Origin of the sequence: Pseudoalteromonas sp. SWYJZ98 (assembly GCF_015864495.1) — a bacterium.
GTDB lineage: Bacteria > Pseudomonadota > Gammaproteobacteria > Enterobacterales > Alteromonadaceae > Pseudoalteromonas > Pseudoalteromonas distincta.
Window position 1 is genome coordinate 20,694 of the sequence record NZ_JADYXA010000015.1, and the last position, 24,888, is coordinate 45,581.

A 24,888-nucleotide genomic window follows, 5' to 3' on the forward strand; every position below is an offset into this window, starting at 1 on the left:
AATGATTAGGTTATCAGGACAACACGGATTTTAGGACAGGCTCAGGATGAGTATCACAACGCAATGTTGTAAAAAGGACAGCGTCAGGAAGATGCGAAAAGGATAATAACAAGGCTAAGTTGTTCAACAGGATGTTGAAGGAATAAATGGACAGGCCTTTAAGGCAACACAAGGGATTGGTTAAAACAAGGATACACTAGGAAGTGTAATTAAGGATTTGGTAATAGTATTTACCCTACAGGATGTTTAGGAATTAAAGGATACAGGCCCGGACGGTCTACATTACATAGAACTAAAAAGTAATATAGTAATAAACATGGATTAGTGAAAATTGGAGTTGATTAAGTTCAATTGCAGGATGCAGAAAATTAGAAGATTCCGCAAGCGCGCCTAGAGATAGAGCGCGCTTTTCTTTGCCTAAAATTTGGGTGAGTAAAGCACTGAGCAACTATCACTAATCTTTACTGAGTAATATCGCGTCACAGCAAATCAATGCTAAGACCTTAAAATACTTTATTAATATTTTAAATTTCGCTAAGTTTTTTATTAATTGCGCCGATAACTAAATAACGCAAGGATCATAAATACTCAATGGATATGAATTTTAAAACATCTCAAAGTAATACCTTTTTATGTAAAGTATCAGACGCAAGTACAGCAAAACCAATTGGTGTATTTAGTGCCCAAACCCCCAGCGAAAATCCCTATAAAGCTTTATTTAACCCCAAAGGTTATAACTTTTTAAATATGCCAATGAGTGAGTTTAAAAATATACTTAACGAAATTATTCAGTTAGAACGCGACATTCGTATTAGCAAGTGGGGTGAGGGTGCTCGACCTGATGAGTTTAGTTATCAACTTAATAGAATAGCAGACGCAATTGCAACGACTCAATTTAATGGCAAAATAGACATTAACTGCTACTTTTTAAAACGAGTTGAAGAAGCAAAAGAAATGATTGGTGAAGACTGTATCTCGTTTATTCAAGTGCATAATAGTATAAGTCAATTGTATAATACTGTTTTACAATTAACATCTGAAGAAGGCTTCAGAGCAATTCAAAATAAAGCACTTGCTCACTTAAAAAATCAGCAAGCATTTGCTTAACTTCGTAAAATTAACCTTCTAGCGGTCGGCCTTTATTGCGCTTACCCAATAAATACGCATCACGAAACTTAATAAAATGCTGCTCTAATTTTGTCGATGCATCCATTTCGCCCGCAAGTGCTAATACCATAATAGCCACTTCAGCAGTGCCTAGTTGATGCGCATGAGGGGCTACACGTAATCGGTAATCAGATAGTTTATCAGCAGTAACAGAAAGTACAGGCAAGTTATCTAAATAAGGGCTTTTGCGAATCATTTTTTTAGCTTCGCGCCACGTACCATCTAAGAATATAAATAGCGGCTTTTTACCTGATTCAATAGTCACTTCTGTAATGGCTCTGCCCTCTTCTACATCTTCTGCGGGAAAGACGACTATAGGCTGATACTGCGAATCATTTATTAAAGCTAAAAGAGCGGGGTTAGGATCTGTTCTATCCCATCTAAATGCGTGGTTATCTGGCACTATTTCAGCAATTAAACGCCCTGTATTAGAAGGTTTAAAGCTTTCATTATGATACATCAGTAAGCACACAGCGGCCTTACAATCTGCATGCTCAACACCTTTGCAAATACAGTAGTGCTTAGCAATCAGGCATTGTTCACAGCGATCTAATTTACCGCCTCGAGCATTAAACTCTCGACGAGATTCACTTATTTGTTGAGCGCGTAATGCTAAAACTGAGTTTTTCACTGTATTTACCTTCAATTAATTAAGCGCGCATTGTAACTATATTTGATGGTAATAGATATGTGAGGGCTGCGACGAGAATTTTAGCAATCAGTAATAAAAACCAGTAGTCGCGAGTTTACCTCGCGCAATTTTTTGAATTTAAAAAACGCGGCATAAAGCCGCGACTACAACCTACCCCAACCACAACAAACTCCCACCTCGTAATCGGAGCATACCTCACGCAATTTTTTAATTTAACAAGCGCCCCGTAGCCGCGAGCATACCTCGCACAAATTTTTAATTTAACAAGCGCCCCCGTAGTCGCGAGTTTACCTCGCGCAATTTTTTGAATTTAAAAAACGCGGCATAAAGCCGCGACTACGCATAATTAAAACACTGTAATTTAAAACCTGCTCTTTCACCCATAAAAAAACCCAAGCCAGGCTTGGGTTTTTCAAGCAAATACTAAAAAGTTAAATTACTTCTTTTTAGCTGCTTTTTTGTTTGGTAAATCAGTGATTGAACCTTCAAAAATTTCAGCTGCAAGGCCGATTGATTCATTCAATGTTGGGTGAGCATGAATTGTAAGCGCTAAGTCTTCACCATCAGCACCCATTTCAATACCTAAACCGATTTCGCCAAGCATTTCGCCTGCGTTAATACCGATCATAGCACCACCGATTATACGGCCACTTTCTTTATCAAAGATAAGTTTAGTAGAACCTTCAGTACGAGCAGATGCAATTGCACGACCAGATGCTGCCCACGGGAATACCGCAGTTTCAACTTTTAAGCCTTGCTCTTTTGCTTCTTTCTCAGTAACACCTACCCAAGCGATTTCTGGGTCTGTGTACGCTATTGAAGGAATACATTTAGGGTCGAAGAAATGTTTCTGACCAGAAATAACTTCTGCAGCAACATGACCTTCATGAACCGCTTTATGCGCAAGCATAGGTTGACCAACTAAGTCACCAATTGCAAAAATATGGCTTACGTTAGTACGTAATTGCTTATCAACATTAATAAAGCCACGCTCATCAACATTTACGCCCGCTTTTTCAGCATCAAGTAAGTTACCGTTTGGAGTACGGCCAACTGCAACTAGTACTTTGTCGTAACGTACTGGTTCTGCTGGTGCGTTTTTACCTTCAAACGTTACGTATAAGCCGTCTTCTTTAGCTTCAACACCAACAACTTTAGTTGAAAGCATTACGTTGAATTTTTTACTTACGTATTTTTGGTAAATTTTGATAATGTCTTTATCAGCTGCTGGTACTAATTGATCAGCAAATTCTACAACATCAATTGCAGAACCTAGCGCACGGTAAACTGTACCCATTTCAAGACCGATAATACCACCACCCAATACAAGTAGTTTTTCTGGTACGTCTTTAAGCTCTAGTGCACCAGTTGAATCAATTACACGGTCATCTTCTGGGATGAAAGGTAAGTTAACTGGTTTAGAACCTGCTGCAATAATCGCGTTATCAAACGTGATAGTTGTAGCGCCGTCTGCGCCTTCAACTACTAAAGTATTGCTGCCAGTGAATTTGCCGTATCCAGATACAACTTTCACTTTACGCATTTTGGCCATGCCTTCTAGTCCACCAGTTAACTGGCCAACTACAGAATCTTTCCAAGTACGAACTTGGTCAAGATCGATTTTTGGTGCGCCAAAAGTAACACCGTGAGATGACATTTCTGCTGCGTCATCAATCACTTTAGCTACGTGTAAAAGTGCTTTAGAAGGAATACAACCAACATTAAGGCATACGCCACCTAATGTTTCGCGAGATTCTACTAATGTAACTTCTAAGCCCAAGTCAGCAGCACGGAAAGCCGCAGAATAACCACCAGGACCACCGCCTAGTACAACAACTTGAGTTTTTAATTCGTTGCTCATGCTTTTACCTTAATTGTTTGAACGGGACACTGCCCTAAAATTTAACTGCCATGTTTCTGCAAGGCAGAAAGAGTGAGCAGCGCACAAAGTGATGCAATTCGTACAAAGATTGTATCATTGCAAATGGTAAAAATCCCAGCTAAAAACAACTGGCTGGGATTTGATTCTATTTATTTTATTGCGTATACCAATTTTACTAAACTGGTTACATCACCAACTGGCGAATATCGCTCATGTAACTTGCAAGAGTCACAGTAAAGCGTGCAGCTAATGCTCCGTCAATAACCCTATGGTCGTATGACATAGACAGCGGAACCATTAATTTTGGTTCAAACTCTTTGCCATTCCATTTAGGTTTCATTTCAGATTTAGATACACCTAAAATAGCAACTTCTGGCGCATTAACAATCGGCGTAAATGCCGTACCACCGATACCGCCAAGGCTAGAGATAGTAAAACAGCCACCTTGCATATCAGAAGATGTAAGCTTACCGTCACGTGCTTTAACAGATACTTCCATTAGTTCACGTGATAATTCAATAATGCCTTTTTTATCAACATCTTTAAACACTGGCACTACTAAACCATTTGGCGTATCAACAGCAACACCAATGTTAATGTACTTCTTAAGAATTAAACTTTCGCCGTCGTTAGACAGTGAAGAATTAAATGTTGGGAAGTCTGCAAGTGCTTTAGCTGCTGCTTTCATCACAAACACAAGTGGTGTGATTTTAACGCCAAGCTTTTTCTTTTCGCTAAGTGCATTTTGCTCTTTACGGAATACTTCAAGGCTTGTGATATCAGCTTCATCAAACTGTGTAACATGTGGGATTTGTACCCAGTTACGGTGTAAGTTTTTGCCTGATAGCTTTTGAATACGAGACAGCTTTTGCTCTTCAATTTCACCAAACTTAGCAAAATCTACTTTAGGCCATGGAATAAGACCAAGCTCACTACCACCTGCGCTACTGCCTGCAGATAATTGACCAGATTCAACTTGCTTAACTAGGTTTTTAACGTAGTTTTGCACGTCTTCTTTAACTATACGGGCTTTGCGACCAGTGCCTTTAACGTTAGCTAGGTTAATACCAAACTCACGCGCTAAACGGCGAACAACTGGCGATGCATGAGCATACGCGCTGTTTTCTGTGAAGCTTTCATTACTTGCTTTTTCAGGTGCCGCTTGAGCCGGTGCAGACTCTGCTATAGCCGCTGCTGCAGGAGCTGATTTTTCAGCGGGTGCAGATGCTGCTGGCGCACTGCCTGCAACTTCAAATACAAAAATTAATGAACCAGTCGATACTTTATCGCCTGCAGCTACTTTAATTTCTTTAACTGTACCTGCAAATGGAGCTGGTACTTCCATTGCAGCTTTGTCGCCTTCAACGTTTAAGATTGATTGATCTTCTGAAACTTCGTCGCCAACGGCAACCATAATTTCAGTTACTTCAACTTCATCGCCACCAATATCAGGTACATTAACTTCTTTAGTGCTTGGTGCTGAACTTGCTGTTGAACTCTCAGCTGGCGCTTCTACAGGAGCCGACTCTTTAGCCGGTGCTGCAGATTCACTGCCTGCTACTTCAAAAACAAACACTAACGAGCCAGTTTTAACTGTGTCGCCAGCGGCTACTTTAATTTCCTTAACTGTACCGGCAAATGGAGCTGGAACTTCCATTGCTGCCTTGTCGCCTTCCACGTTTAAGATAGATTGCTCTTCTTCAACGGTGTCGCCAACAGCAACCATGATTTCAGTTACTTCAACTTCATCATCGCCAATATCTGGTACGGTTACTTCTTTAGTTGAAGAACCTGTAGAAGCAGCAGGTGCTGCCTCTTCAGATTTAGCTGGAGCAGCGGCTGGTGTATTTTTCTCATCAGTGCCTTCACTCTCGCCTTCAAACAAAAATACTAAAGAGCCTGTTGTAACGGTGTCGCCAACGTTAACTTTAATCTCTTTTACAGTCCCCGCTTGAGAAGCAGGTATTTCCATTGATGCTTTGTCGCCTTCAACATTTAGTAATGATTGGTCAACATCTACTTTATCGCCAACGCTTACTAATATTTCGGTTACTTCTACTTCGTCGTCACCAATATCAGGTACTTTAATTTCAATACTCATTGCAAACCTCTTATGCGTACAGTGGGTTAAGTTTGTTAGTGTCGATGTTGAACTTTTTAAGTGCTTCAACAACTACTGACTTCTCAACTTCACCGCGTTTAGCAAGTTCAGATAACGTAGCAACAACAACGTAGCTTGCGTTAACTTCAAAGTGACGACGTAGGTTTTCACGGCTATCAGAACGACCGTAACCATCTGTACCTAGCACTTTGTAGTTGCTGCTTGGAATGAATGAACGCGCTTGTTCTGCGTAGTTTTTCATGTAATCCGTTGCTGCAACAGTCACAGAGTCGTTTAATACGCTTGTGATGAATGCTGTTTTTTGCTCGCCTTCAGGGTTAAGCATATTGAAACGTTCAACATCTTGACCTTCACGCGTTAATTCATTGAAAGATGTTACTGAGTAAACATCTGATGCAATACCATATTCTTCGCTTAAGATTGAAGCAGCTTTGCGCACTTCAGTCATAATAGTACCTGAGCTTAATAGCTGTACGTTGGCTTTTTTACCTTCGTAACTTTCAAGCTTGTAAATACCTTTACGAATACCTTCTTCAGCGCCTTCTGGCATAGCTGGCTGATGGTAGTTTTCGTTCATAAGCGTTAGGTAGTAGTAAATATTTTCTTGGTCGTCACCGTACATACGACGAATACCGTCTTGTACAATAACTGCAACTTCAAACGCGTAAGTTGGGTCATAAGAAACACAGTTAGGAACCGTGTTTGCAAGAATGTGGCTGTGACCATCTTCGTGTTGTAAGCCTTCACCATTTAGCGTTGTACGACCCGCTGTAGCACCTAATAAGAAACCACGTGCTTGTTGATCGCCCGCCATCCATGCCATGTCGCCAACACGTTGGAAACCAAACATAGAGTAGTAAATGTAGAATGGGATCATTGGTAAATCGTTAGTGCTGTATGATGTTGCAGCAGCAACCCATGACGACATTGCACCTAACTCATTAATACCTTCTTGCAATACTTGACCCGATGTTGCTTCTTTGTAGTAAGAAACGATATCACGGTCTTGCGGCGTATAGTTTTGGCCATGCGGGTTATAAATACCGATTTGACGGAATAAACCTTCCATACCAAACGTACGCGCTTCATCGGCAATAATTGGTACGATGTTTTTACCAATACCTTTATCTTTCAATAAGATATTAAGTGCACGAACAAAGCCCATAGTGGTAGAGATATCACGCTTTTGCTCTTCAAGTAGTGGCTTGAACGCTTCTACTTCTGGCAGTACTAACTTTTCAGTAAAGTTAGGAATACGTTTTGGCGTATAACCTTTAAGTGCATCACGGCGAGCATGTAAGTACTTGTGCTCAGCCGAACCTTCTTCAAGTGTTAAATAAGGAAGTTCTGCAAGTTGCTCTTCAGATACTAAATCATCAAGACCAAGGCGTGAACGTAAATGTGCAACATGCGACATGTCCATTTTTTTCACTTGGTGCGCAATGTTTTTACCTTCAGCGGCTTCGCCCATGCCGTAACCTTTTACAGTTTTAGCAAGAATTACAGTTGGACGACCTTTTGTCTCTTCTGCTTTTTTAAATGCAGCAAATAGTTTTGATGGCTCATGACCACCACGCTTAAGCGCAAAAATTTCGTCATCTGTCATATCTGCAACAAGGGCAGCTGTTTCAGGGTAGCGACCAAAGAAGTGCTCACGCACGTATGCGCCATCTTTAGCTTTATAAGTTTGGTAATCGCCATCAATTGTTTCGTTCATTAACTGTAGTAATTTACCTGTTGTGTCTTTAGCAAGCAGAATATCCCAACCGCTGCCCCAAACTAGTTTAATTACGTTCCAGCCAGCGCCTTTAAACAAGCCTTCTAACTCTTGAATAATTTTACCGTTACCCATAACTGGGCCGTCTAAACGCTGTAAGTTACAGTTAATTAAATAACAAAGATTATCTAGTTTTTCACGTGCAGCGAAAGAAATAGCACCACGTGATTCCGGCTCATCCATTTCACCGTCACCTAAAAACGCATATACACGTTGGTTTTTAGTGTCTTTTAAGCCACGACCATCTAAGTATTTTAAGAAGCGTGCTTGATAAATTGATGAAATAGGACCTAAGCCCATTGATACCGTAGGGAACTGCCAAAACTCAGGCATTAACTTAGGGTGTGGGTACGATGGTAAGCCTTCGCCATCAACTTCTTGGCGGAAGTTATCTAGTTGCGCAGCCGATAAACGACCTTCAACAAATGCACGTGCGTAAATACCTGGAGAAATATGACCTTGGTAATAAACTAAGTCACCACCGTCTACATCATTTGGTGCTTTAAAAAAGTGGTTAAAACACACTTCATAAAATGCAGCAGATGATTGGTAAGACGCCATATGGCCGCCTAAGTCGAGATCTTTTTTAGATGCACGTAGAACGATCATAATCGCGTTCCAACGTATAATTGAACGAATACGACGTTCAAGATTTACATCACCTGGGTAAGCAGGCTCTTGATCTACAGGAATAGTATTAACGTAGTTCGTGGTAATACCCGTTGGCATATCAACGCCGTCTAAACGGGCTTGCTCTAATACTTGCTCAAGTAAAAACTGAGCTCGTTCAACACCTTCTTCGCGCACAACTGATTCAAGAGCTTGTAACCACTCTTGTGTTTCTAGCGCGTCTACGTCAATTTTATTGACTTCAGACATATGGAGGTTTCCTTATGTTTAAAATACGAATATTGTTAATTTAATATCACAGCTACTTAATTTGTGTGTTCAAAGTAGTTATGTACTAACTTAATTTTGTTTAGTGCGTCTTAAACTACGTTCAATTCGCGAATGTTCTTTGCCTGCTTCAAGTAGTGCTTCTTCGATAAATGCTAAGTGCGCATTACTTGCTAAACGGGCTTGTTCTGGATTACCGTCAATAACGGCATCCATTAATAAACGCCTGTGTTGGGCTAACTGACTGCTAATATCTGACTTTTTTAATAGAACAGTTAAATTTTGCAATACATTTTGCTCAAGCAGCGCTTTCATACCTCTAACTAAATGCAGTAACACCACATTGTGCGAGGCTTCTGCCACGCTAAAGTGAAATGCATTAATTGCTTTTGCTTTTTGCTGTAAATCATCATTAACTAGGGCAATTTTATCAAAGCTTTCTTTCACTTTGCTAAAATCGTTGCTGGTCCCGCGCAGTGCCGCGTAGTAAGCAGCAATCCCTTCTAATGCATGACGAAATTCAAGTAAATCAAACTGCGACTCAGGGTGTTTACTAATCAAATCAAAAAGTGGATCAGTAAGCCCTTCTTCGAGCTGATTTTTTACAAACGTGCCGCCACCCTGGCGACGCGTAACTAAACCTTTCGCTTCTAATTTTTGAATTGCCTCACGCAGTGACGGGCGAGACACTTCAAATTGCTTTGCTAGTTCACGCTCTGGTGGCAACTTTTCACCTGGTGCTAACGAGCCTTCAAGAATCATGTTCTCGAGTTGCTGTAAAATAACATCAGATAACTTTGCTGCTTTGATCTTTAAAGACATGAATCAACGTCCGCGTTGTATAAATACCAAGAGCCCATAAAGCGGGGCTTTGAGTAGTATGATTTACCCAAAAGGTAAATTGGTCATACCAAAAATTTTCAATACGGTATCAAAAACCTTATTAGCTGTCAATTTACAGTCTACTTATACGGGTAACGTAGCGTAACGCATTTTGAACGAAGATTAAACAAAGCATAATTTACAAAAATAATTACAAAGTTAATGAGATGAAAACAAATGGTCTGACCAGAAAGTTAGAGTGTTAACTCTAGTTGAATTTATTAAAGAAATTAATAACAGGATAAAAGTACCAAAGAAATAGCTGCAATTTACACACGATCAGTCCACTAAATATAAAACACAATGCGCGATATAAAATTTCGATCACGCAATATCGTAGCAGCGGGTTTACCCCGCGACATTTGGCAACTAATCTCCCAACCAAAAAAACACGATGCGCGATATAAAATTTCGATCACGCAATATCGTAGCAGCGGGTTTACCCCGCGACATTTGGCAACTAATCTCCCAACCAAAAAAACACGATGCGCGATATAAAATCGCGACTACGCAATATCGTAGCAGCGGGTTTACCCCGCGACTATTGTGCAAGTAATTACCTAAACGTAAAACACAATGCGCGATGTAAAATCGCGACTACGCAATATCGTAGCAGCGGGTTTACCCCGCGACTATTGTGCAAGTAATTACCCAACCGAAAAACACAATGCGCGATATAAAATCGCGACTACGCAATATCGTAGCAGCGGGTTTACCCCGCGACTATTGTGCAAACAATCTCCCAACCGAAAAACACATGCGCGATGTAAAATCGCGACTACGCAATATCGTAGCAGCGGGTTTACCCCGCGACTATTGTGCAAGTAATTACCCAACCGAAAAACACAATGCGCGATATAAAATTTCGATCACGCAATATCGTAGCAGCGGGTTTACCCCGCGACATTTGGCAACTAATCTCCCAACCAAAAAAACACGATGCGCGATATAAAATTTCGATCACGCAATATCGTAGCAGCGGGTTTACCCCGCGACATTTGGCAACTAATCTCCCAACCAAAAAAACACGATGCGCGATATAAAATCGCGACTACGTAATATCGTAGCAGCGGGTTTACCCCGCGACTCTTATGCGAGCAATCAACTAAATATAAAACACAATGCGCGATGTAAAATCGCGACTACGCAAATTTATAAAAATTGCATATGCTTTAAATTCGTGGGTCTGTGATTGCTAAAATACGGGTATGTTATGCATCGTTCATATTTATTACGAAAGGGAAGAGTATCAAAAGCAAATCACTATTACGCTATTACACTGGTTTGTCATGAGCGAAACAACCTATTCACAAGCTTAATAATTAATAGATCTATTATTAATGAAATGAGGGGATTAGAAAGAGAGCAACTGATTAAATCAAATACTTTCGTGATAATGCCAAACCATATTCATTGGTTATTACAATTATCCGATAGCGCAACATTAAGTGAGGTAATTAGAAGCTTCAAAGGACGCTCAGCCACGGTGTATAGACAATTTGGCAGACAAAAGCTTTGGCAAAAAGGGTTTTATGATCACTTAATAAGAAATACCGAAGACTTAAATAGCTGTGCTAGATACATAGTCGCAAACCCTTTGCGTGCAAATTTAATAGAAAATATTGCAGACTACCCATATTGGGATAGTATTTATCTAAACTCGTAGCAGCGGGTTTATCCCGCGACATTTGGCAACTAATCTCTCAACCGAAAAACACAATGCGCGATATAAAATCGCGACTACGCAATATTGTAGCAGCGGGTTTACCCCGCGACATTTGGCAACTAATCTCCCAACCGAAAAATACAATGCGCGATGTAAAATTGCGACTACGCAAATATCGTAGCAGCGGGTTTACCCCGCGACCATTAGCCGAGCAATCTCCCAAACATAAAACACATGCGCGATATAAAATCGCGACTACGATAGCCCACCAAATAATGTAAGCAACGCTATAAGTACTAAGTAAAATAATACATTGCGCTTAACAAGCTTAATCATACAAGTGGCTTCGTAGGTACAGCCGTAATAACGCTTTTCAACTTGCTCTGCAGCAAGTGCAGTGCACGTTACGACTTCTCGGTTTGGAGATTTAAAGTTAAGTACGTAACGTAGCCAACAGCTCGTGCCTTTATTAAAGTTACCTATTACTAAATAACCAAAGCTGGTAATACGTGCAGGTAACCAGTCGAGCCAAAACAATAGTTTATGTATAAGTTTAAAACGCTTAGCAAATATTACTTTATGATCTTCTCGTACTAAATCAGCTAAAGTACGCACCAGTGCATATAAAACTGCGCCCGGCGCGCCTAAAACAACAAACCAAAAAATCACCGCACAGTAAAATCTAAAGTTTACCCATGCCAATGTTTGCCCAAAGGTTTCGCCATCCTCTTGATCATCAGTACGCTTTTGACCTATTTGCAGCGCATATAATGATGCAGCAGTACCGTCATCTCGCGTTAATGCATTTAAGTACGACTTATATAAAGCACGCTGCTTGGCACAACCAAAACAAACCAAAAGCACAGCAATATTAATAGCTAACTGCCATAGTACAAAATCAGATAAACAATAAATAAACGCTATTGCTATTACTGGAAGTAACAGCCAAATTAAAAAGCCCGGAGTAGAACTAAATAAGCCTTTGTCACCTAGTAGCTTATTAGAGCGATTTAAATAACCATTTGTGTAATAGCTTATCTGCCAGTAATTAGACCGAGCCCCTAAACGCTCAAGTATTAATGCAATTATTATAGAAACTAAAATCATGGGAATAACTCTCTTAACTTAGTTGTTCAAGCATATTAAAAAACAATGGCCAATTAAAGCTACTGCCAGGATCGGTTTTACGTCCCGGGGCAATATCGCAATGCCCAACAATACGCGAAGGGGTAATTTTTGGATAGCGTTGTATTATAGATTTACTAAGTGTAGCTAATACTTCGTATTGCGCTAAAGAGTATGGCGTGGTGTCGGTACCTTCAAGCTCAATACCAATGCTAAAGTTATTACAAGCAGATACGCCCTCAAACTTAGATTGGCCAGCATGCCAAGCACGTTTTTCAAAAGGCACGTATTGTATAACCTCACCGGTGCGCTTTATAAAGCAATGGGCCGATACACGTAAATTTTTTAAGTCACTAAAACTCGAGTGAGCATTGCAGTCAATACTACCCATAAATAACTCATCAACAAAAGGTGTACCAAACTGCCCTGCTGGCAAAGATATATTGTGAATAACCAGTAAAGAAATATCAGCCTCATCAGGGCGTTCATCAAAATGCGAACAAGGCCGCTGCGCTACCGTACTTAAAACACCGTTTAAATCTATTTTCATGATACGTTTATTATATAAATATCAAGATATACATAGCACTGATGCTAAAGGATTTATTAAAACAATGATAGTAACAAACAGGTATAAAACCCTACCTGCAAATAATTCAAACCCACACGTAGGTACTAATTTACGTCTGCTCATGTAACGTAAATTTTGAAATTAAAAGCGAGGTATAAAACCTCACCTACAGATAATACAAACCCACACGTAGATACTAATTTACTATAAGCACTTATCTTTATATTGGTGAAAATGCAATCGCTTCTCTTTCTTTTATAAACATAGTAAAATTTGCTTAATTTATTAACGCTTATGAGCATTCCATGTCTATTTCGCACACTCTTATTACTCAGCTTGTTACTTTAGCACTTGACGAAGATTTAAATTATCAAACAGCACAAGAAGGCGATATTACCGCGCAATTGATCCCTCAAAATGAGCAAGCAAGCGCCAAAGTAATTACCCGCGAAGACTGCATATTTTGTGGTAAAGACCTAATTATTGAAGTATTTAAACAAGTAGACCCAAGCGTTAAGGTTAATGTACTCATTAATGATGGCGACGCAGTTAAAGCAAACAGCACATTATTTACAGCCACTGGTTCAGCTCGTTCAATATTAACTGCCGAGCGTACTGCACTTAACTTTGTGCAAACGTTATCGGGCACAGCCACTACTACAGCACATTATGTAAAAGAGCTAAGCGGCACAACAACGCAACTACTCGATACACGCAAAACCATACCAGGCCTTAGAGCACTTCAAAAATACGCAGTAAAATGTGGCGGCGGTGCAAATCATCGTATTGGTTTATTTGACGCATTTTTAATTAAAGAAAATCATATAGCGGCTTGTGGCACAATAAACAAAGCCGTAACTCAGGCTAAACAAAATCACCCAAACAAACCTGTCGAAGTAGAAGTAGAATCACTCCCTGAACTTAAGCAAGCAATTGAAGCTGGCGCCGACATAATTATGCTCGACAATTTTAGCGTTGAGCAAATTAAGCAAGCTGTAGTGGTTACTAACAAACGTGCAAAACTTGAGGTTTCGGGCAATATGACCTTACAAACGCTTAAAACTTACTCACAAGCTGGTATAGATTTTATATCAAGCGGGGCGTTAACAAAAAACTTACAATCAATCGATTTATCAATGCGATTTGATTAATAATTATGTTAATTTTAAATTAAAGCTGCGCTAATTCATTGACAATAGCTTGTTTAAAGCATTTAATAACCCGAAAGGATTGCTTTTTAACATTTTGTTAAATAAGATGCTTTTTTAAATATAAGCCGTGTACTAAAAAGTAAAAAACAGTGGTAAACTCACGCTGTTGTACTATTAATGAATATAACATTAATATAAAAGCACTAATGAGCTGCTTTAATACTAATGCGTTCAGTAAACAGGTATAAAAAGCTAAGCGCTTATTTAGCTAACAATATAAGTAATTAAAAATTGATTGCGGCTATACCTAAATATAAAAGTAATTAAATAACGCATTAAAGTGCTAAACGTTTGTAACTTTAATAACTAAATTCACAGCGTACTTTTGTTTATACAAACCAAGATACGCTGTACAGTAAAGTTTATTCTTTAAATAAATAGTTTAAGTAAACTGTTTAAATAAACAGGTTAAATAAGCAAATTAAGCTAAGCACTAATGCTACTTAAATAACGCTTATTTACCACAACATTATCCTTTAGGAGAGGAAACATGAAAACAATGACACAACAGAACCAAAAGGGTTTCACCCTAATTGAATTAATGATCGTAGTAGCAATTATAGGTATTCTTGCTGCAGTAGCATTGCCTGCTTATCAAGATTACACTGCAAGAGCACAAGCTGCAGAGGCTGTATCTTTAAGTGCAGGTATGAAAACTGGCATTGCTGAGTTTTATCAAAGTGAAGGCGGGTTCCCAACAGCAACAACAACACCACCTTTAGCTAGTTATAAAGCTGTCGGTACATATACTTCTGTAGCCTTGGGAGCTGATGGGGTTATTAGTGCTACGATGAACTCAACAGGTGTATCAAAAGATCTTCAAGGCATAGTTTTTACCTTTACACCCTCTCTTCCATCTGCTGCATCTAATACATTTAAGTGGGTTTGTACTCACAACTTAACAAACTTAGCAATAGCTCCAAAAGGCTGTGCTAAGAAAACTGGGGGCTAGTAAACCTTCAATGTGCCTAAATTTATATCTTGTTTAGGCACTACCATCCCTTATAGAACTTGATTTTTAATGAGTGACAACTATGTCTACTAAACAGGAAAAAAAAAGTTTAGACACTTTCCAGTGGATAGGTGTTAGCACTAGGGGAAAGCGTTTAGAAGGTGAACTTACTGGTTCTAGCATTGCTTTAGTAAAAGCACAACTGCGTAAACAAGGTATTACTCCCTCAAAGGTTAAACGTAAGGCAAAGCCCCTTTTTGGTATCGCAAATAAACAAAAAATCACTCCCAAAGATATTGCTTTGGTGACTCGACAAATTGCCACTATGCTAATGGCGGGCGTACCGCTAATTCAGTCAATTGAAATGATTGGCACGGGATCATCCAATAAAAGTGTTGCCAAGTTAATGGATACTATTGCGGATGAAGTAAAAGCAGGTCAGCCACTATCAACAGCACTTAAAAAGCACCCCCGCTATTTTGATGATTTATACTGCGATTTAGTTGCATCAGGCGAACAATCAGGTTCACTTGATAAGATATTTGACCGCGTTGCACTTTATAAAGAAAAGTCAGAAGCGTTAAAATCAAAAATTAAAAAAGCGATGTTTTATCCTATCGCTGTTTTAGTTGTAGCTTTAATAGTGACCTCAATACTTCTTATATTTGTAGTACCGCAGTTTCAAGATATCTTTGCAGGATTTGGTGCAGAACTACCCGCATTTACATTATTTGTAATTGGGATATCGGAATTTATGCAGGAGTATTGGTGGATTGCATTAATTACTGTAGTTGCTAGTGGTTGGATATTTAAAGAAGCAAAATTAAGAAGTTTAAAACTCAGAGATGCTACAGACAGAGCCATACTAAAACTCCCTGTTATTGGCATGATTTTAAATAAAGCGGCAGTTGCACGCTATGCACGAACTCTTTCGACTACGTTTGCCGCTGGTGTTCCATTGGTTGATGCACTTGATTCAGCAGCAGGCGCTTCAGGTAATGCTGTTTATCGCTATGCAATACTAGATATAAAAGCAGAGGTTAGCTCTGGAAATCAAATGAACTGGGCAATGCGTAACTCAAAAATATTCCCTGACATGGTTATTCAAATGGTAGCGATTGGTGAAGAATCTGGCTCACTAGACGGTATGCTTGCTAAAGTAGCGACTATTTACGAGCAAGAAGTTGATGATGCTGTAGATGGTCTTTCAAGCCTACTTGAGCCACTTATTATGGCCGTACTGGGTGTACTTGTTGGTGGCTTGATTGTTGCAATGTACTTGCCTATTTTCCAACTAGGTGCTGTTGTTTAATTTTTATTTAACTTTTTATTTTAATACGCTATTTAATTATTTGGTCGTTATATGCAAAGTATTATAGAAGTAATGCAAAGCCAGTTGTGGTTTTATTTAACCACTATTGGCCTAATTAGTTTATGTATTGGTAGTTTTTTAAATGTAGTTATTTACCGCTTACCGCTAATGATGCAACGTGAGTGGCAAAGCGAATGCAGAATACTGCTAGAAGATGAACTTACAGCCAATAAATCTAAACAAGCCAATATCAATGAGCCTTTTAACTTAGTAAAACCCAACTCTACCTGCCCCAAATGTAAAACTGCCATAAAACCTTGGCAAAATATTCCTATTGTTAGTTGGTTAGCACTTAAAGGTAAATGCGCAAGTTGCAGTAACCCTATTTCTGCTCGCTACCCTGCTGTAGAGGCAATTACTGCCGTATTAAGTTTAATTGTTGCCTACAGCTTTGGTGCGACCGAGCAAGCCCTGTTATATATTTTTGTAACGTGGATTTTAGTAGCACTGACATTTATTGATATTGATCACATGTTACTGCCAGATCAGCTTACTCTCCCGCTTTTATGGCTTGCACTTATTGCCTCGGTAATGGGTTACACAATTACACCTACCGATGCCATTATTGGTGCCGCTTGCGGTTATTTAAGCTTATGGAGTGTGTTTTGGCTATTTAAGTTATTAACCGGTAAAGAAGGCATGGGTTATGGCGACTTTAAACTACTCGCTGTATTTGGGGCATTACTTGGCTGGCAGTCATTACTTACTATTATTCTGCTTTCGAGCATAGTAGGTGCCATTATAGGTATTGCGCTGTTGAGCATACAAGGTAAAGACAAAGCGACCCCTATCCCTTTTGGGCCTTATCTAGCGATAGCTGGCTGGATCACAATGCTTTGGGGCAACCAAATTCAAGGCGCTTATTTTAATTTAATTGGTTATTAAAATGAGTGAGCAAATTACTAAAGTTAGCAGCTGGGTATTAGGTTTAACAGGCGGTATTGGCTGTGGTAAAACGGCCGTAAGCAATATGTTTGGAGAGCTTGGTATTACAATAGTTGATGCCGATATAATTGCGCGTCAAGTAGTAGAGCCTAACAGCAAAGGGCTTAAAGCGATTGCCCAACACTTTGGTGATAATATTTTATTGCCAAATGGAACATTAAATAGAGCAGAGCTTCGCGCAAAAATATTTACTAACAACAATGACAAAGAATGGCTTAATGCGTTACTGCACCCTCTTATTCGCGCAAAAATACTAACCGATTTAAATAATGCAACTAGCCCTTATGTTGTTTTAGTAGCGCCTTTATTGTTTGAAAACAACCTTGATAAATATTGCGACCATACCTTACTTATTGACGTACCAAGCTGTGTACAAATAGCGCGTACAGCAAAACGTGACAACACAAGTCGTGAGCAAGTTAAAAGTATTATTGCCTCGCAAATGTCACGTGCCAATAAACAGCACAAAGCGGATGATATTTTAAATAACGACCGTAGTTTAAACCTAGTGCATATAGAACTTGTTGATCTTCATAAAAAGTACCTACAATATGCATTACACAACAAAACTAACTCACACAAACTCGTATTTTAGTTAGTAAAATCACAACAAAGAATGAAAGGTGATGTAATCACCTTCTTTTTTCTGATAAATTACTTACTATTGAAGGAATAAAACAGGTGCGCAATGAATATTAACTCACCGTTATTGAGAAAATTTATAACCCTTGGCCGCATTGATGCCGACACGGTTAAAAACAAACAAAATGAATTTGCCTCAACAGCTGAGCTTATTTCTAAATGTGGAAAAATCGATAGTAAAGATTTAGCTGAACAATGTATTGATTTGTTTCGCGTACCTTATTTTGATTTAAAAGATTTTGACCCTACAAAAATTCCAGCCGATCTCGTAAAAGAAAAACTTATACGTAAACATCACATTTTGCCGCTTGTTCAAAAAGATCGAAAAGTTTATATAGCAGCATCAGACCCAACAGATTATGGCGCATTTGAAAACTTTGAGTTTAGTACCGGTCTATCATGCGAAGTTGTTGCTGTTGATTATATTCAACTCGATGCCAAAATTGAGCAGTTACTAGATGCTGCTGGCAGCTTAAATTTAACTGATGACGAGTTTCAAGAATTTGCTGACTTAGACTCAGAAAGCCAAAAAGATACATCCCAGCAAGATGACGATAAAGACGATGCGCCTATCATCGTTTACATCAACAAAATTTTAATGGATGCCATTAAAAAAGGCGCCTCTGATTTACACTTTGAACCGTATGAGCACAAGTACCGTATTCGCTTTCGTATTGATGGCATTTTGCATGAAGTGGCAAGCCCACCTAATACATTAGCCACCAAGCTTTCTGCGCGTATTAAGGTTATGTCGAGACTCGATATTGCCGAAAAACGCAAACCACAAGATGGTCGTATAAAGCTAAAAATTACTGAGCGCAAAAGTATCGACTTTCGTGTGAGTACCATGCCTACCTTGTGGGGCGAAAAAATTGTAATGCGTATCCTTGATTCATCAAGCGCTATGTTAGGCATTGATGTATTAGGCTATGAGCCTGAGCAGAAAAAGCTCTACATGGACGCGCTTGCCCAGCCTCAAGGGATGATACTTGTAACAGGGCCAACGGGTTCTGGTAAAACAGTATCGCTATACACAGGTTTAAATATACTAAACCAACCTGAGCGTAATATTAGTACTGCGGAAGATCCGGTTGAGATTAACCTTGAAGGTGTAAACCAAGTACAAATAAATATTAAAGCCGACATGACTTTTGCCAACGCACTGCGCGCATTTTTACGTCAAGATCCTGATGTAGTTATGGTAGGTGAAATACGTGACTTAGAGACCGCAGAAATATCAATAAAAGCGGCGCAAACAGGTCACTTGGTTTTATCAACATTGCATACAAACTCAGCGCCGGAAACAATCACTCGTTTATTAAATATGGGTGTACCTGCTTATAACGTAGCAAGTTCGATTAGCTTAATAATAGCCCAGCGTTTAGCACGTCGCTTGTGCCCTAAATGTAAAACGCCAGAACAACTTCCGAGTGAAGAACTTGCTCGCCAAGGATTTCGTGCCGAGCAAATTGAAGAAATGACGTTATATATGCCTAAAGGGTGTGATAGCTGTACTGATGGTTACAAAGGACGTGTGGGTATTTACGAAGTAATGCAAATTACTCCTGAAATTGCCCAAATTATTATGCGCGGTGGTAATTCGCTTGAAATAGCAGACGTATCACTTAAAGCCGGTTTTAATAATTTACGTTTATCAGGTTTACGCAAAGCAGCCGATGGCCTTACATCCCTTGGTGAAATTAACCGCGTAACCAATTTTTAAAAGTCCCACAGTAAAAGATATAAGGCTCTAAGCTCTAATCTTTAAGCTTTAAGCTTTAAGCTCAGAGCCTTATAGCTAGAGACTCATATCTAAGTAATGTAATACGCACCAAAAATTTGTAGAGAGTAATTTATGCCTACTGTTGTAAACTGCCCAACCTGTAAAACTAAAGTTGAATGGTCAGAGCAAAGCCCATTTCGCCCTTTTTGCTCAAAGCGCTGCCAACTAATTGATTTAGGTGAATGGTCGTTCGAAAATAATAAAATTTCTGCACCAATCACCTCGGCTGAAGAGTTTAGCCAAGACATGATAGAAGATATTGAGGCAATGATGGCTAAAAATGAAGATGACTTTTTTAAATAATTTATCTTCATAATGCCCTAAATACAAAAACCAGCATTACGCTGGTTTTTTAGTATTTACAAAAAAGTAAAATTAACTTTTTTGTTTACGGTGCTTTTTATTCATACGCTTTTGCATTTTAGCAAACTTCTCTTTTTGCTCAGCGTTAAGCACTTGCATTACTTGGTGTCGTGTTTTTAGTTCAATTAAACCAAATTGCTCACCTTTTTCATGACGTTCATTTAATAGCTCTTTTGCTGCATTTTCGTCAAATGTTGCAGCCGAAAGTAATGCATCCATTTTTGCTTTGTGCGCTTCACGCATCGCTTTACGGGCTTCTTTATCGTCGCCACGCAGTGCTTTCATTTGTGTTTTTTGCGCTTCAAAAATAGCCTTTAGCTTAGTTTGCTGCTCATCTGTTAGGTTTAATTTTTCAACGCCGCGCTCAGAAAGTAAAAAACGAGCTTGAGAATGGCCTTGCTTATGTCCGTCGCCTTTAGCTAACACGCTACCAGCACCAAGCGTTGCTGTTGCTAAGCCACAGATAAGTACTAATTTTGAAAGTGTGTTTAATTTAGTCATAATCATTACCTTAATATTGGGTTGGTTGTGGCTAACATACCCAATCAACCGCAAGAAACGAGTTTCAGTTGGAATTAAAAACTATTTAGGCAAGGCATTGATTGTAACCAATGGTTGCTCCCTTGTTAAAATCTATAACGCAGAATAAATCGTTTTAAAACCAACCCTTTGGGCGTTTCACAGCAACTAGCTCTCGGTGTTGTGACTTTTTAAAAGGGAATGCCATTCTTGCAAAGTCACGCCTTGATAGCCAGCTGCTGTGAAACGCTGAATTCTGTATCTTGAGGCTGACTGGGTATACGCCAGTGAGTTAACTATACCTAACTCAACGCAAAGTAACGCAAAGCAGTGTAAAGGTTGTGTAAAGATTCACCTTTGCACTATTTAGCGGGTAAAATAACGCTATAAACAACTCTAAGGGTTTGTAAATGAAACTATTAATGATTGATGACGACACTGGCCTTTGTGAGCTATTAAGTGAATATTTAACTGCCCAAGGCTTTGAAATACAATGCGTACACGACGGTGAACAAGGCCTTGAACTAGCACAAGCAAATGACTACGCCCTGATATTGCTAGATGTAATGTTACCAACGCTTGATGGTTTTGAAGTACTTAAACAACTTAGGCAAACAAAACTCACACCGGTAATAATGCTTACAGCAAAAGGTGAAGACTTTGACCGTATTTTTGGTCTAGAGCTAGGCGCTGACGATTACATTCCAAAGCCTTTTAATCATCGTGAATTACTAGCCCGCGTAAAAGCAATAACTCGCCGTATAGAGCACATTAATAGCTTAAATGTAGCTACAACGAGTAAGTTACTCGTTAATGGCATTACTGTTAACCTTGCTGCGCGCGAGGCTTCAATAGACGGCTCTACACTAACGCTTACTGGTACAGAGTACGAAATACTCACGCTATTGTGTAAAAATGCAGGTGAAGTGGTTAGTAAAGAGCAAATTAGTGAAGAAGTACTAGGTAGGCGTTTAGCTTCTTTCGATCGCTCTATCGATATGCATGTAAGTAATATCCGCAAAAAAATAGCAGAGCATATTCCAGGTGAGCGAATTAAAACAATGAGAGGTACGGGTTATGTCTTTATCCAAGGCGAATAAAAGCACTTACTTTGCTTGGTTAAAACACCCTGGGCACTACCTGTTTTTTAAAATATTTATTTGGTTTTGGTTAACTATAATCGGCACCGTTGCAGCGCTTATATTTTTAAGTAACATTACCGCTATTAACGCGGTAACTAACAAGCCGCTTTATGGCCCTATGAAAAAAAACTTAATATATACCGCCAAAAGTATTGAGCGCACTGTTATTAAACATAAGCGCAGCCTAAGCGATGTATTAGTACACCCTCGCCTATCAAAGCGTAAACTTTTATACTTAAGCGCAGCTCAAAGCGAAGACTCCCTTAGTAGTAAAGAGGTGCCAGAGAGCATCGACTTAAGTTTATTAAACTTTACTCAAAATATGTCACCACAAATTATTTTTACTGAAAAATATCAAGCCTTCGGCCCTGTTAACATAAACGTGCCTGAAGGGAGTTTTTATCTTTATGAAATAGATATTAACCATCAACCGCCGCTATTAATGCGCTTTAAGCTTATGCCTAATTGGATGAAAATAGTCATCGCAATTGTTGCCTCTCTTATTTTAAGCTTTGTATTTAGCCGTAACTTAATAGCCCCTATAAATAGTCTTAAAAAAGCAGCTATTAAACTATCAGCGGGCAACCTAAGCGCAAGAGCCGACATTTCTGTAAACCGAAAAGATGAGCTGGGAATACTTGGGCGAGACTTTAACAGCATGGCCAATCAGCTAGAGCTTTTAATTAGTTCACAAAAACGCTTATTAGCCGACATATCACATGAGTTACGCTCGCCCCTTACGCGTTTAAAAATGGCTACCGGTCTTGCGCAAATGCAAGCTAACGACGCTAGCCAATCGTATTTATTACGCATAGAAAAAGAAGCAAACCAACTTGATAAGATGATTGCCGACGTGCTGCAAGTTTCTCGCTTAGAAGCAAAAAGCCAAGCGCTTTCACTGCAAAAACAATCATTACAAATAATTGTAGATCACGTTATTAACGATGCGCAGTTTGAAGCAAAACAAAATAATAAGCAGCTCAATATAGTGGGCGCTGTAGACGTAAATATTAATTGCGACGAAACACTTATTGCCAGTGCGCTTGAAAACCTACTTCGTAACGCTATTAAATACGCAAACAATACAATTAGCATTACTCTAAAGCACACAGATGCCATTTATATAGAAATATGTGATGATGGCTCTGGTGTGCCCGATGATCAACTGAGCAAGCTTTGTGAGCCCTTTTTTAGGCAATCAGATGCGCGGGATCGCGTAAGTGGTGGTACGGGTTTAGGGCTGGCGATTGCAAAAAATGCTATTACTGCGCATGGCGGCAGTTTAGTATTATCAAATAAAGAACTAGGTGGCTTGTGTGCTAATATAACCTTGCCATTAATAAAAGAGTAAAGCATGTTTTATAGTTCAGAAGCCCAGCTTGAGAGCAACCAAGAGGCCATTAATGTTTTTTATACTTCAAATTTAATTAAAAGCTACTTAGATACGCCATCAGGAAAGCTATTTTACGCATACGCAATACCTAAAAACGCGACAACCGCAATAGTAGTAAGTACAGGGCGTATTGAAGGCCTAGAAAAATATAAAGAACTGCTATGGGAGCTGTATTGTAATAATTTTGCTGTGTTTATTATGGATCATCAAGGTCAAGGCCGCTCTTACAGGCACCTTAAAAATAAACATAAAGGCTTTGTAAAACATTATAATAACTACAGCAGTGACCTAAATAACTTTGATCAGCAAATAGTTTCAAACCATTGGCAAGGTAAAAAAGTCATGCTGGCTCATTCAATGGGTGGCGCCATTGCTATTGATTATTTAGCAAAATTTGAAAATAGCTATAAAGGCGTGTTTTTGTCTGCCCCTATGTTTGATATTTTTACAAAAGACGTACCAAAAATACCAACGAAGTTTATTGTTAAATTAGCCACTTTACTTGGTTTACACTCTTGCTATGCATTTGGACAAGGCAACTACAACCCGATCCCATTTACCGAAAACGTACTTACTAGCAGCGAGAAGCGTTACACCTACTTTAGGCAAACCTATAAATTAGAACCTAACATACAATTAGGTGGCGTTACGTTTGGCTGGCTAGCAGCTACAATATCGTTTTTAAAGTCTGTTGATAATCTAAACGTACCAATCCCTTTGTTTATAGCAAGTGCAGCTAGCGATACAGTGGTAAACAACGAAGCACAGTACGGTCTTGCAAAAAGGCATGCTCATGCAACGATTGAGAGTTTTGAAGGCGCTAAACACGAGCTACTTTTTGAACGTGACGAAATTCGAAAGCCGCTATTAACTAACTTTTATCAATTTTGTGAGTCGGTGACGGCTTAACAAGTACTGACAAAGGGTCGAGGTGGATCAGTATATCTACCTCCGACTCAAAACGTTCTTTGAGCATTGCCTCTACTTCATCAGCCACATTGTGCGCGCGAATCAAACTTAAATGATCATCAAGCTCTAAGTGCATTTGAATAAACTTAACTTTTCCACCTTGGCGAGTACGAATATCATGCACACCATGTACATCGGCATGGGCTCTGGCTATGTCAAATATACTTTGTTTTTCATCATCAGGGAGTTCTTTATCCATTAAATGATCGGCACTATCGCGAGCTATATCCCAGCTGTTATAAAGTAAGTAACCCGCTACACCTATTGCAAAAATAGGATCTGCATACAACACGCCATAATAAGCTAACAAAATAGCTAACAGCACAGCAGCGTTTAATATTAAATCGCCTTTGTAATGTACTGAGTCGGCTTTTATAGCAATTGAATCGGTATACTTAACCACTTTATTTTGTACAAATACAATGGCGAGCGTACACGCAATAGCAAAAATACTTACCCACACACCTAATAAAGAATGGCTTAACTGTATAGGGTTAAATAATCGCTCAATACCATGAAAAGCCAGTAGGCAACCTGAGCCTGCAATAAATGCGGCTTGGCCAAGTCCTGCAAGTGCTTCAGCTTTTCCGTGCCCAAACCTATGGTCATCATCCGCTGGGCGCAGTGCGTAACCCAACACTAAAAAGCTCATAGCGGTGGCAGTAATATCCATTAACGAATCAGTTAACGAGCCAAGCATTGAAGCCGAGCCCGAAGCCAGCCAGCCCCATGTTTTTGCGCCGATCATTAAACTAACCATGACCATGGTAACAATGCTGGAAGTTTTAACCCAAAATTCGTAGCTACGGTTATGCACGCGTGTATCCATTAATCACTGTATTGAATGTGTTGAGTA

General features: G+C 39.3%; 21 protein-coding genes. 12 read left to right on the top strand and 9 right to left on the bottom strand.

All coding sequences use genetic code 11. The annotated features are described in order from the left end of the window. Positions 1-591: 591 nt before the first annotated feature. Positions 592-1,107 (top strand): hypothetical protein, encoded by a 516-nt coding sequence (locus tag I6F10_RS10865; protein WP_024604547.1) that lies wholly within the window; start codon positions 592-594, stop codon positions 1,105-1,107. Between the two features lie 10 nt (positions 1,108-1,117). Here the strand turns inward: I6F10_RS10865 and I6F10_RS10870 are convergent, their stop codons facing one another. From I6F10_RS10870 to pdhR, 5 genes are all read right to left on the bottom strand, one after another. Continuing rightward, positions 1,118-1,798 (bottom strand): tRNA-uridine aminocarboxypropyltransferase, encoded by a 681-nt coding sequence (locus I6F10_RS10870; protein ID WP_197098810.1) that lies wholly within the window; start codon positions 1,796-1,798, stop codon positions 1,118-1,120. A 457-nt stretch (positions 1,799-2,255) separates the two neighbouring features. Continuing rightward, on the bottom strand, positions 2,256-3,680 hold the full coding sequence (lpdA, locus tag I6F10_RS10875; protein ID WP_002957761.1) for a dihydrolipoyl dehydrogenase: 1,425 nt from the start codon (positions 3,678-3,680) through the stop codon (positions 2,256-2,258). 205 nt (positions 3,681-3,885) lie between these two features. After that, positions 3,886-5,802, bottom strand: coding sequence for a pyruvate dehydrogenase complex dihydrolipoyllysine-residue acetyltransferase (aceF, locus tag I6F10_RS10880; RefSeq protein ID WP_197098811.1), 1,917 nt, complete (start codon positions 5,800-5,802; stop codon positions 3,886-3,888). Between the two features lie 10 nt (positions 5,803-5,812). After that, the gene (gene aceE, locus I6F10_RS10885) at positions 5,813-8,479 is read right to left on the bottom strand and encodes a pyruvate dehydrogenase (acetyl-transferring), homodimeric type (protein ID WP_197098812.1); all 2,667 of its coding nucleotides are present in this window, start codon (positions 8,477-8,479) and stop codon (positions 5,813-5,815) included. 90 nt (positions 8,480-8,569) lie between these two features. After that, on the bottom strand, positions 8,570-9,319 hold the full coding sequence (gene pdhR, locus I6F10_RS10890) for a pyruvate dehydrogenase complex transcriptional repressor PdhR (RefSeq protein WP_007586129.1): 750 nt from the start codon (positions 9,317-9,319) through the stop codon (positions 8,570-8,572). A 1,273-nt stretch (positions 9,320-10,592) separates the two neighbouring features. Between pdhR and I6F10_RS10895 the strand changes: the two genes are divergently transcribed. Further along, positions 10,593-11,045, top strand: coding sequence for an REP-associated tyrosine transposase (locus I6F10_RS10895; protein WP_197098813.1), 453 nt, complete (start codon positions 10,593-10,595; stop codon positions 11,043-11,045). A gap of 255 nt (positions 11,046-11,300) precedes the next feature. Here I6F10_RS10895 and ampE read toward each other — a convergent pair whose 3' ends face one another. Next, the gene (gene ampE, locus I6F10_RS10900; RefSeq protein ID WP_197098814.1) at positions 11,301-12,152 is read right to left on the bottom strand and encodes a beta-lactamase regulator AmpE; all 852 of its coding nucleotides are present in this window, start codon (positions 12,150-12,152) and stop codon (positions 11,301-11,303) included. A 13-nt stretch (positions 12,153-12,165) separates the two neighbouring features. Then, the gene (gene ampD / locus I6F10_RS10905; RefSeq protein ID WP_197098815.1) at positions 12,166-12,720 is read right to left on the bottom strand and encodes a 1,6-anhydro-N-acetylmuramyl-L-alanine amidase AmpD; all 555 of its coding nucleotides are present in this window, start codon (positions 12,718-12,720) and stop codon (positions 12,166-12,168) included. Between the two features lie 326 nt (positions 12,721-13,046). On the opposite strand from ampD, the gene nadC reads away from it, so the two are divergent. The 7 genes from nadC to yacG all read left to right on the top strand — a co-directional run bounded on the left by nadC (position 13,047) and on the right by yacG (position 19,949). After that, positions 13,047-13,892 (top strand): carboxylating nicotinate-nucleotide diphosphorylase, encoded by an 846-nt coding sequence (nadC, locus tag I6F10_RS10910; protein WP_197098816.1) that lies wholly within the window; start codon positions 13,047-13,049, stop codon positions 13,890-13,892. A 550-nt stretch (positions 13,893-14,442) separates the two neighbouring features. Further along, on the top strand, positions 14,443-14,904 hold the full coding sequence (locus I6F10_RS10915) for a pilin (protein WP_197098817.1): 462 nt from the start codon (positions 14,443-14,445) through the stop codon (positions 14,902-14,904). Between the two features lie 82 nt (positions 14,905-14,986). Then, the gene (locus I6F10_RS10920) at positions 14,987-16,216 is read left to right on the top strand and encodes a type II secretion system F family protein (protein ID WP_197098818.1); all 1,230 of its coding nucleotides are present in this window, start codon (positions 14,987-14,989) and stop codon (positions 16,214-16,216) included. 51 nt (positions 16,217-16,267) lie between these two features. Beyond that, positions 16,268-17,161 carry a prepilin peptidase gene (locus I6F10_RS10925; protein WP_197098819.1) on the top strand — a complete coding sequence of 298 codons (894 nt, stop codon included), beginning with the start codon at positions 16,268-16,270 and terminating at the stop codon, positions 17,159-17,161. Between the two features lies 1 nt (position 17,162). Beyond that, positions 17,163-17,816, top strand: coding sequence for a dephospho-CoA kinase (gene coaE / locus I6F10_RS10930; RefSeq protein ID WP_197098820.1), 654 nt, complete (start codon positions 17,163-17,165; stop codon positions 17,814-17,816). A gap of 93 nt (positions 17,817-17,909) precedes the next feature. After that, positions 17,910-19,586 carry a type IV-A pilus assembly ATPase PilB gene (gene pilB, locus I6F10_RS10935; RefSeq protein WP_197098821.1) on the top strand — a complete coding sequence of 559 codons (1,677 nt, stop codon included), beginning with the start codon at positions 17,910-17,912 and terminating at the stop codon, positions 19,584-19,586. A gap of 132 nt (positions 19,587-19,718) precedes the next feature. Further along, the gene (gene yacG / locus I6F10_RS10940) at positions 19,719-19,949 is read left to right on the top strand and encodes a DNA gyrase inhibitor YacG (protein WP_002957774.1); all 231 of its coding nucleotides are present in this window, start codon (positions 19,719-19,721) and stop codon (positions 19,947-19,949) included. A gap of 72 nt (positions 19,950-20,021) precedes the next feature. Here yacG and I6F10_RS10945 read toward each other — a convergent pair whose 3' ends face one another. After that, positions 20,022-20,510, bottom strand: coding sequence for a periplasmic heavy metal sensor (locus I6F10_RS10945; RefSeq protein ID WP_197098822.1), 489 nt, complete (start codon positions 20,508-20,510; stop codon positions 20,022-20,024). 428 nt (positions 20,511-20,938) lie between these two features. Between I6F10_RS10945 and I6F10_RS10950 the strand changes: the two genes are divergently transcribed. Genes I6F10_RS10950 through I6F10_RS10960 form a run of 3 tightly spaced genes read left to right on the top strand, consistent with a single transcriptional unit; the run spans position 20,939 to position 23,972 of the window. Further along, entirely contained in the window at positions 20,939-21,628 is a 690-nt protein-coding gene (locus tag I6F10_RS10950) for a response regulator (RefSeq protein WP_197098823.1), read from the top strand. Continuing rightward, the gene (locus I6F10_RS10955) at positions 21,606-23,021 is read left to right on the top strand and encodes an ATP-binding protein (RefSeq protein WP_197098824.1); all 1,416 of its coding nucleotides are present in this window, start codon (positions 21,606-21,608) and stop codon (positions 23,019-23,021) included. Before I6F10_RS10950 ends, I6F10_RS10955 begins: the two co-directional genes overlap by 23 nt. Before the next feature lie 3 nt (positions 23,022-23,024). Beyond that, on the top strand, positions 23,025-23,972 hold the full coding sequence (locus tag I6F10_RS10960; RefSeq protein WP_197098825.1) for an alpha/beta fold hydrolase: 948 nt from the start codon (positions 23,025-23,027) through the stop codon (positions 23,970-23,972). On the opposite strand, the gene I6F10_RS10965 is transcribed toward I6F10_RS10960, so the two are convergent. Continuing rightward, positions 23,935-24,849 carry a cation diffusion facilitator family transporter gene (locus tag I6F10_RS10965; protein ID WP_442960861.1) on the bottom strand — a complete coding sequence of 305 codons (915 nt, stop codon included), beginning with the start codon at positions 24,847-24,849 and terminating at the stop codon, positions 23,935-23,937. The genes I6F10_RS10960 and I6F10_RS10965 overlap by 38 nt on opposite strands. Positions 24,850-24,888 lie beyond the last annotated feature (39 nt).

Excerpts from the sequence above, each read along its gene's own strand:
- I6F10_RS10865 (WP_024604547.1), top strand. The coding sequence starts at position 592 with ATGGATATGAATTTTAAAACATCTCAAAGTAATACCTTTTTATGTAAA.
- lpdA (WP_002957761.1), bottom strand. The coding sequence starts at position 3,680 with ATGAGCAACGAATTAAAAACTCAAGTTGTTGTACTAGGCGGTGGTCCT.
- aceF (WP_197098811.1), bottom strand. The coding sequence starts at position 5,802 with ATGAGTATTGAAATTAAAGTACCTGATATTGGTGACGACGAAGTAGAA.
- aceE (WP_197098812.1), bottom strand. The coding sequence starts at position 8,479 with ATGTCTGAAGTCAATAAAATTGACGTAGACGCGCTAGAAACACAAGAG.
- pdhR (WP_007586129.1), bottom strand. The coding sequence starts at position 9,319 with ATGTCTTTAAAGATCAAAGCAGCAAAGTTATCTGATGTTATTTTACAG.
- I6F10_RS10895 (WP_197098813.1), top strand. The coding sequence starts at position 10,593 with ATGCATCGTTCATATTTATTACGAAAGGGAAGAGTATCAAAAGCAAAT.
- ampE (WP_197098814.1), bottom strand. The coding sequence starts at position 12,152 with ATGATTTTAGTTTCTATAATAATTGCATTAATACTTGAGCGTTTAGGG.
- ampD (WP_197098815.1), bottom strand. The coding sequence starts at position 12,720 with ATGAAAATAGATTTAAACGGTGTTTTAAGTACGGTAGCGCAGCGGCCT.
- nadC (WP_197098816.1), top strand. The coding sequence starts at position 13,047 with ATGTCTATTTCGCACACTCTTATTACTCAGCTTGTTACTTTAGCACTT.
- I6F10_RS10915 (WP_197098817.1), top strand. The coding sequence starts at position 14,443 with ATGAAAACAATGACACAACAGAACCAAAAGGGTTTCACCCTAATTGAA.
- I6F10_RS10920 (WP_197098818.1), top strand. The coding sequence starts at position 14,987 with ATGTCTACTAAACAGGAAAAAAAAAGTTTAGACACTTTCCAGTGGATA.
- I6F10_RS10925 (WP_197098819.1), top strand. The coding sequence starts at position 16,268 with ATGCAAAGTATTATAGAAGTAATGCAAAGCCAGTTGTGGTTTTATTTA.
- coaE (WP_197098820.1), top strand. The coding sequence starts at position 17,163 with ATGAGTGAGCAAATTACTAAAGTTAGCAGCTGGGTATTAGGTTTAACA.
- pilB (WP_197098821.1), top strand. The coding sequence starts at position 17,910 with ATGAATATTAACTCACCGTTATTGAGAAAATTTATAACCCTTGGCCGC.
- yacG (WP_002957774.1), top strand. The coding sequence starts at position 19,719 with ATGCCTACTGTTGTAAACTGCCCAACCTGTAAAACTAAAGTTGAATGG.
- I6F10_RS10945 (WP_197098822.1), bottom strand. The coding sequence starts at position 20,510 with ATGACTAAATTAAACACACTTTCAAAATTAGTACTTATCTGTGGCTTA.
- I6F10_RS10950 (WP_197098823.1), top strand. The coding sequence starts at position 20,939 with ATGAAACTATTAATGATTGATGACGACACTGGCCTTTGTGAGCTATTA.
- I6F10_RS10955 (WP_197098824.1), top strand. The coding sequence starts at position 21,606 with ATGTCTTTATCCAAGGCGAATAAAAGCACTTACTTTGCTTGGTTAAAA.
- I6F10_RS10960 (WP_197098825.1), top strand. The coding sequence starts at position 23,025 with ATGTTTTATAGTTCAGAAGCCCAGCTTGAGAGCAACCAAGAGGCCATT.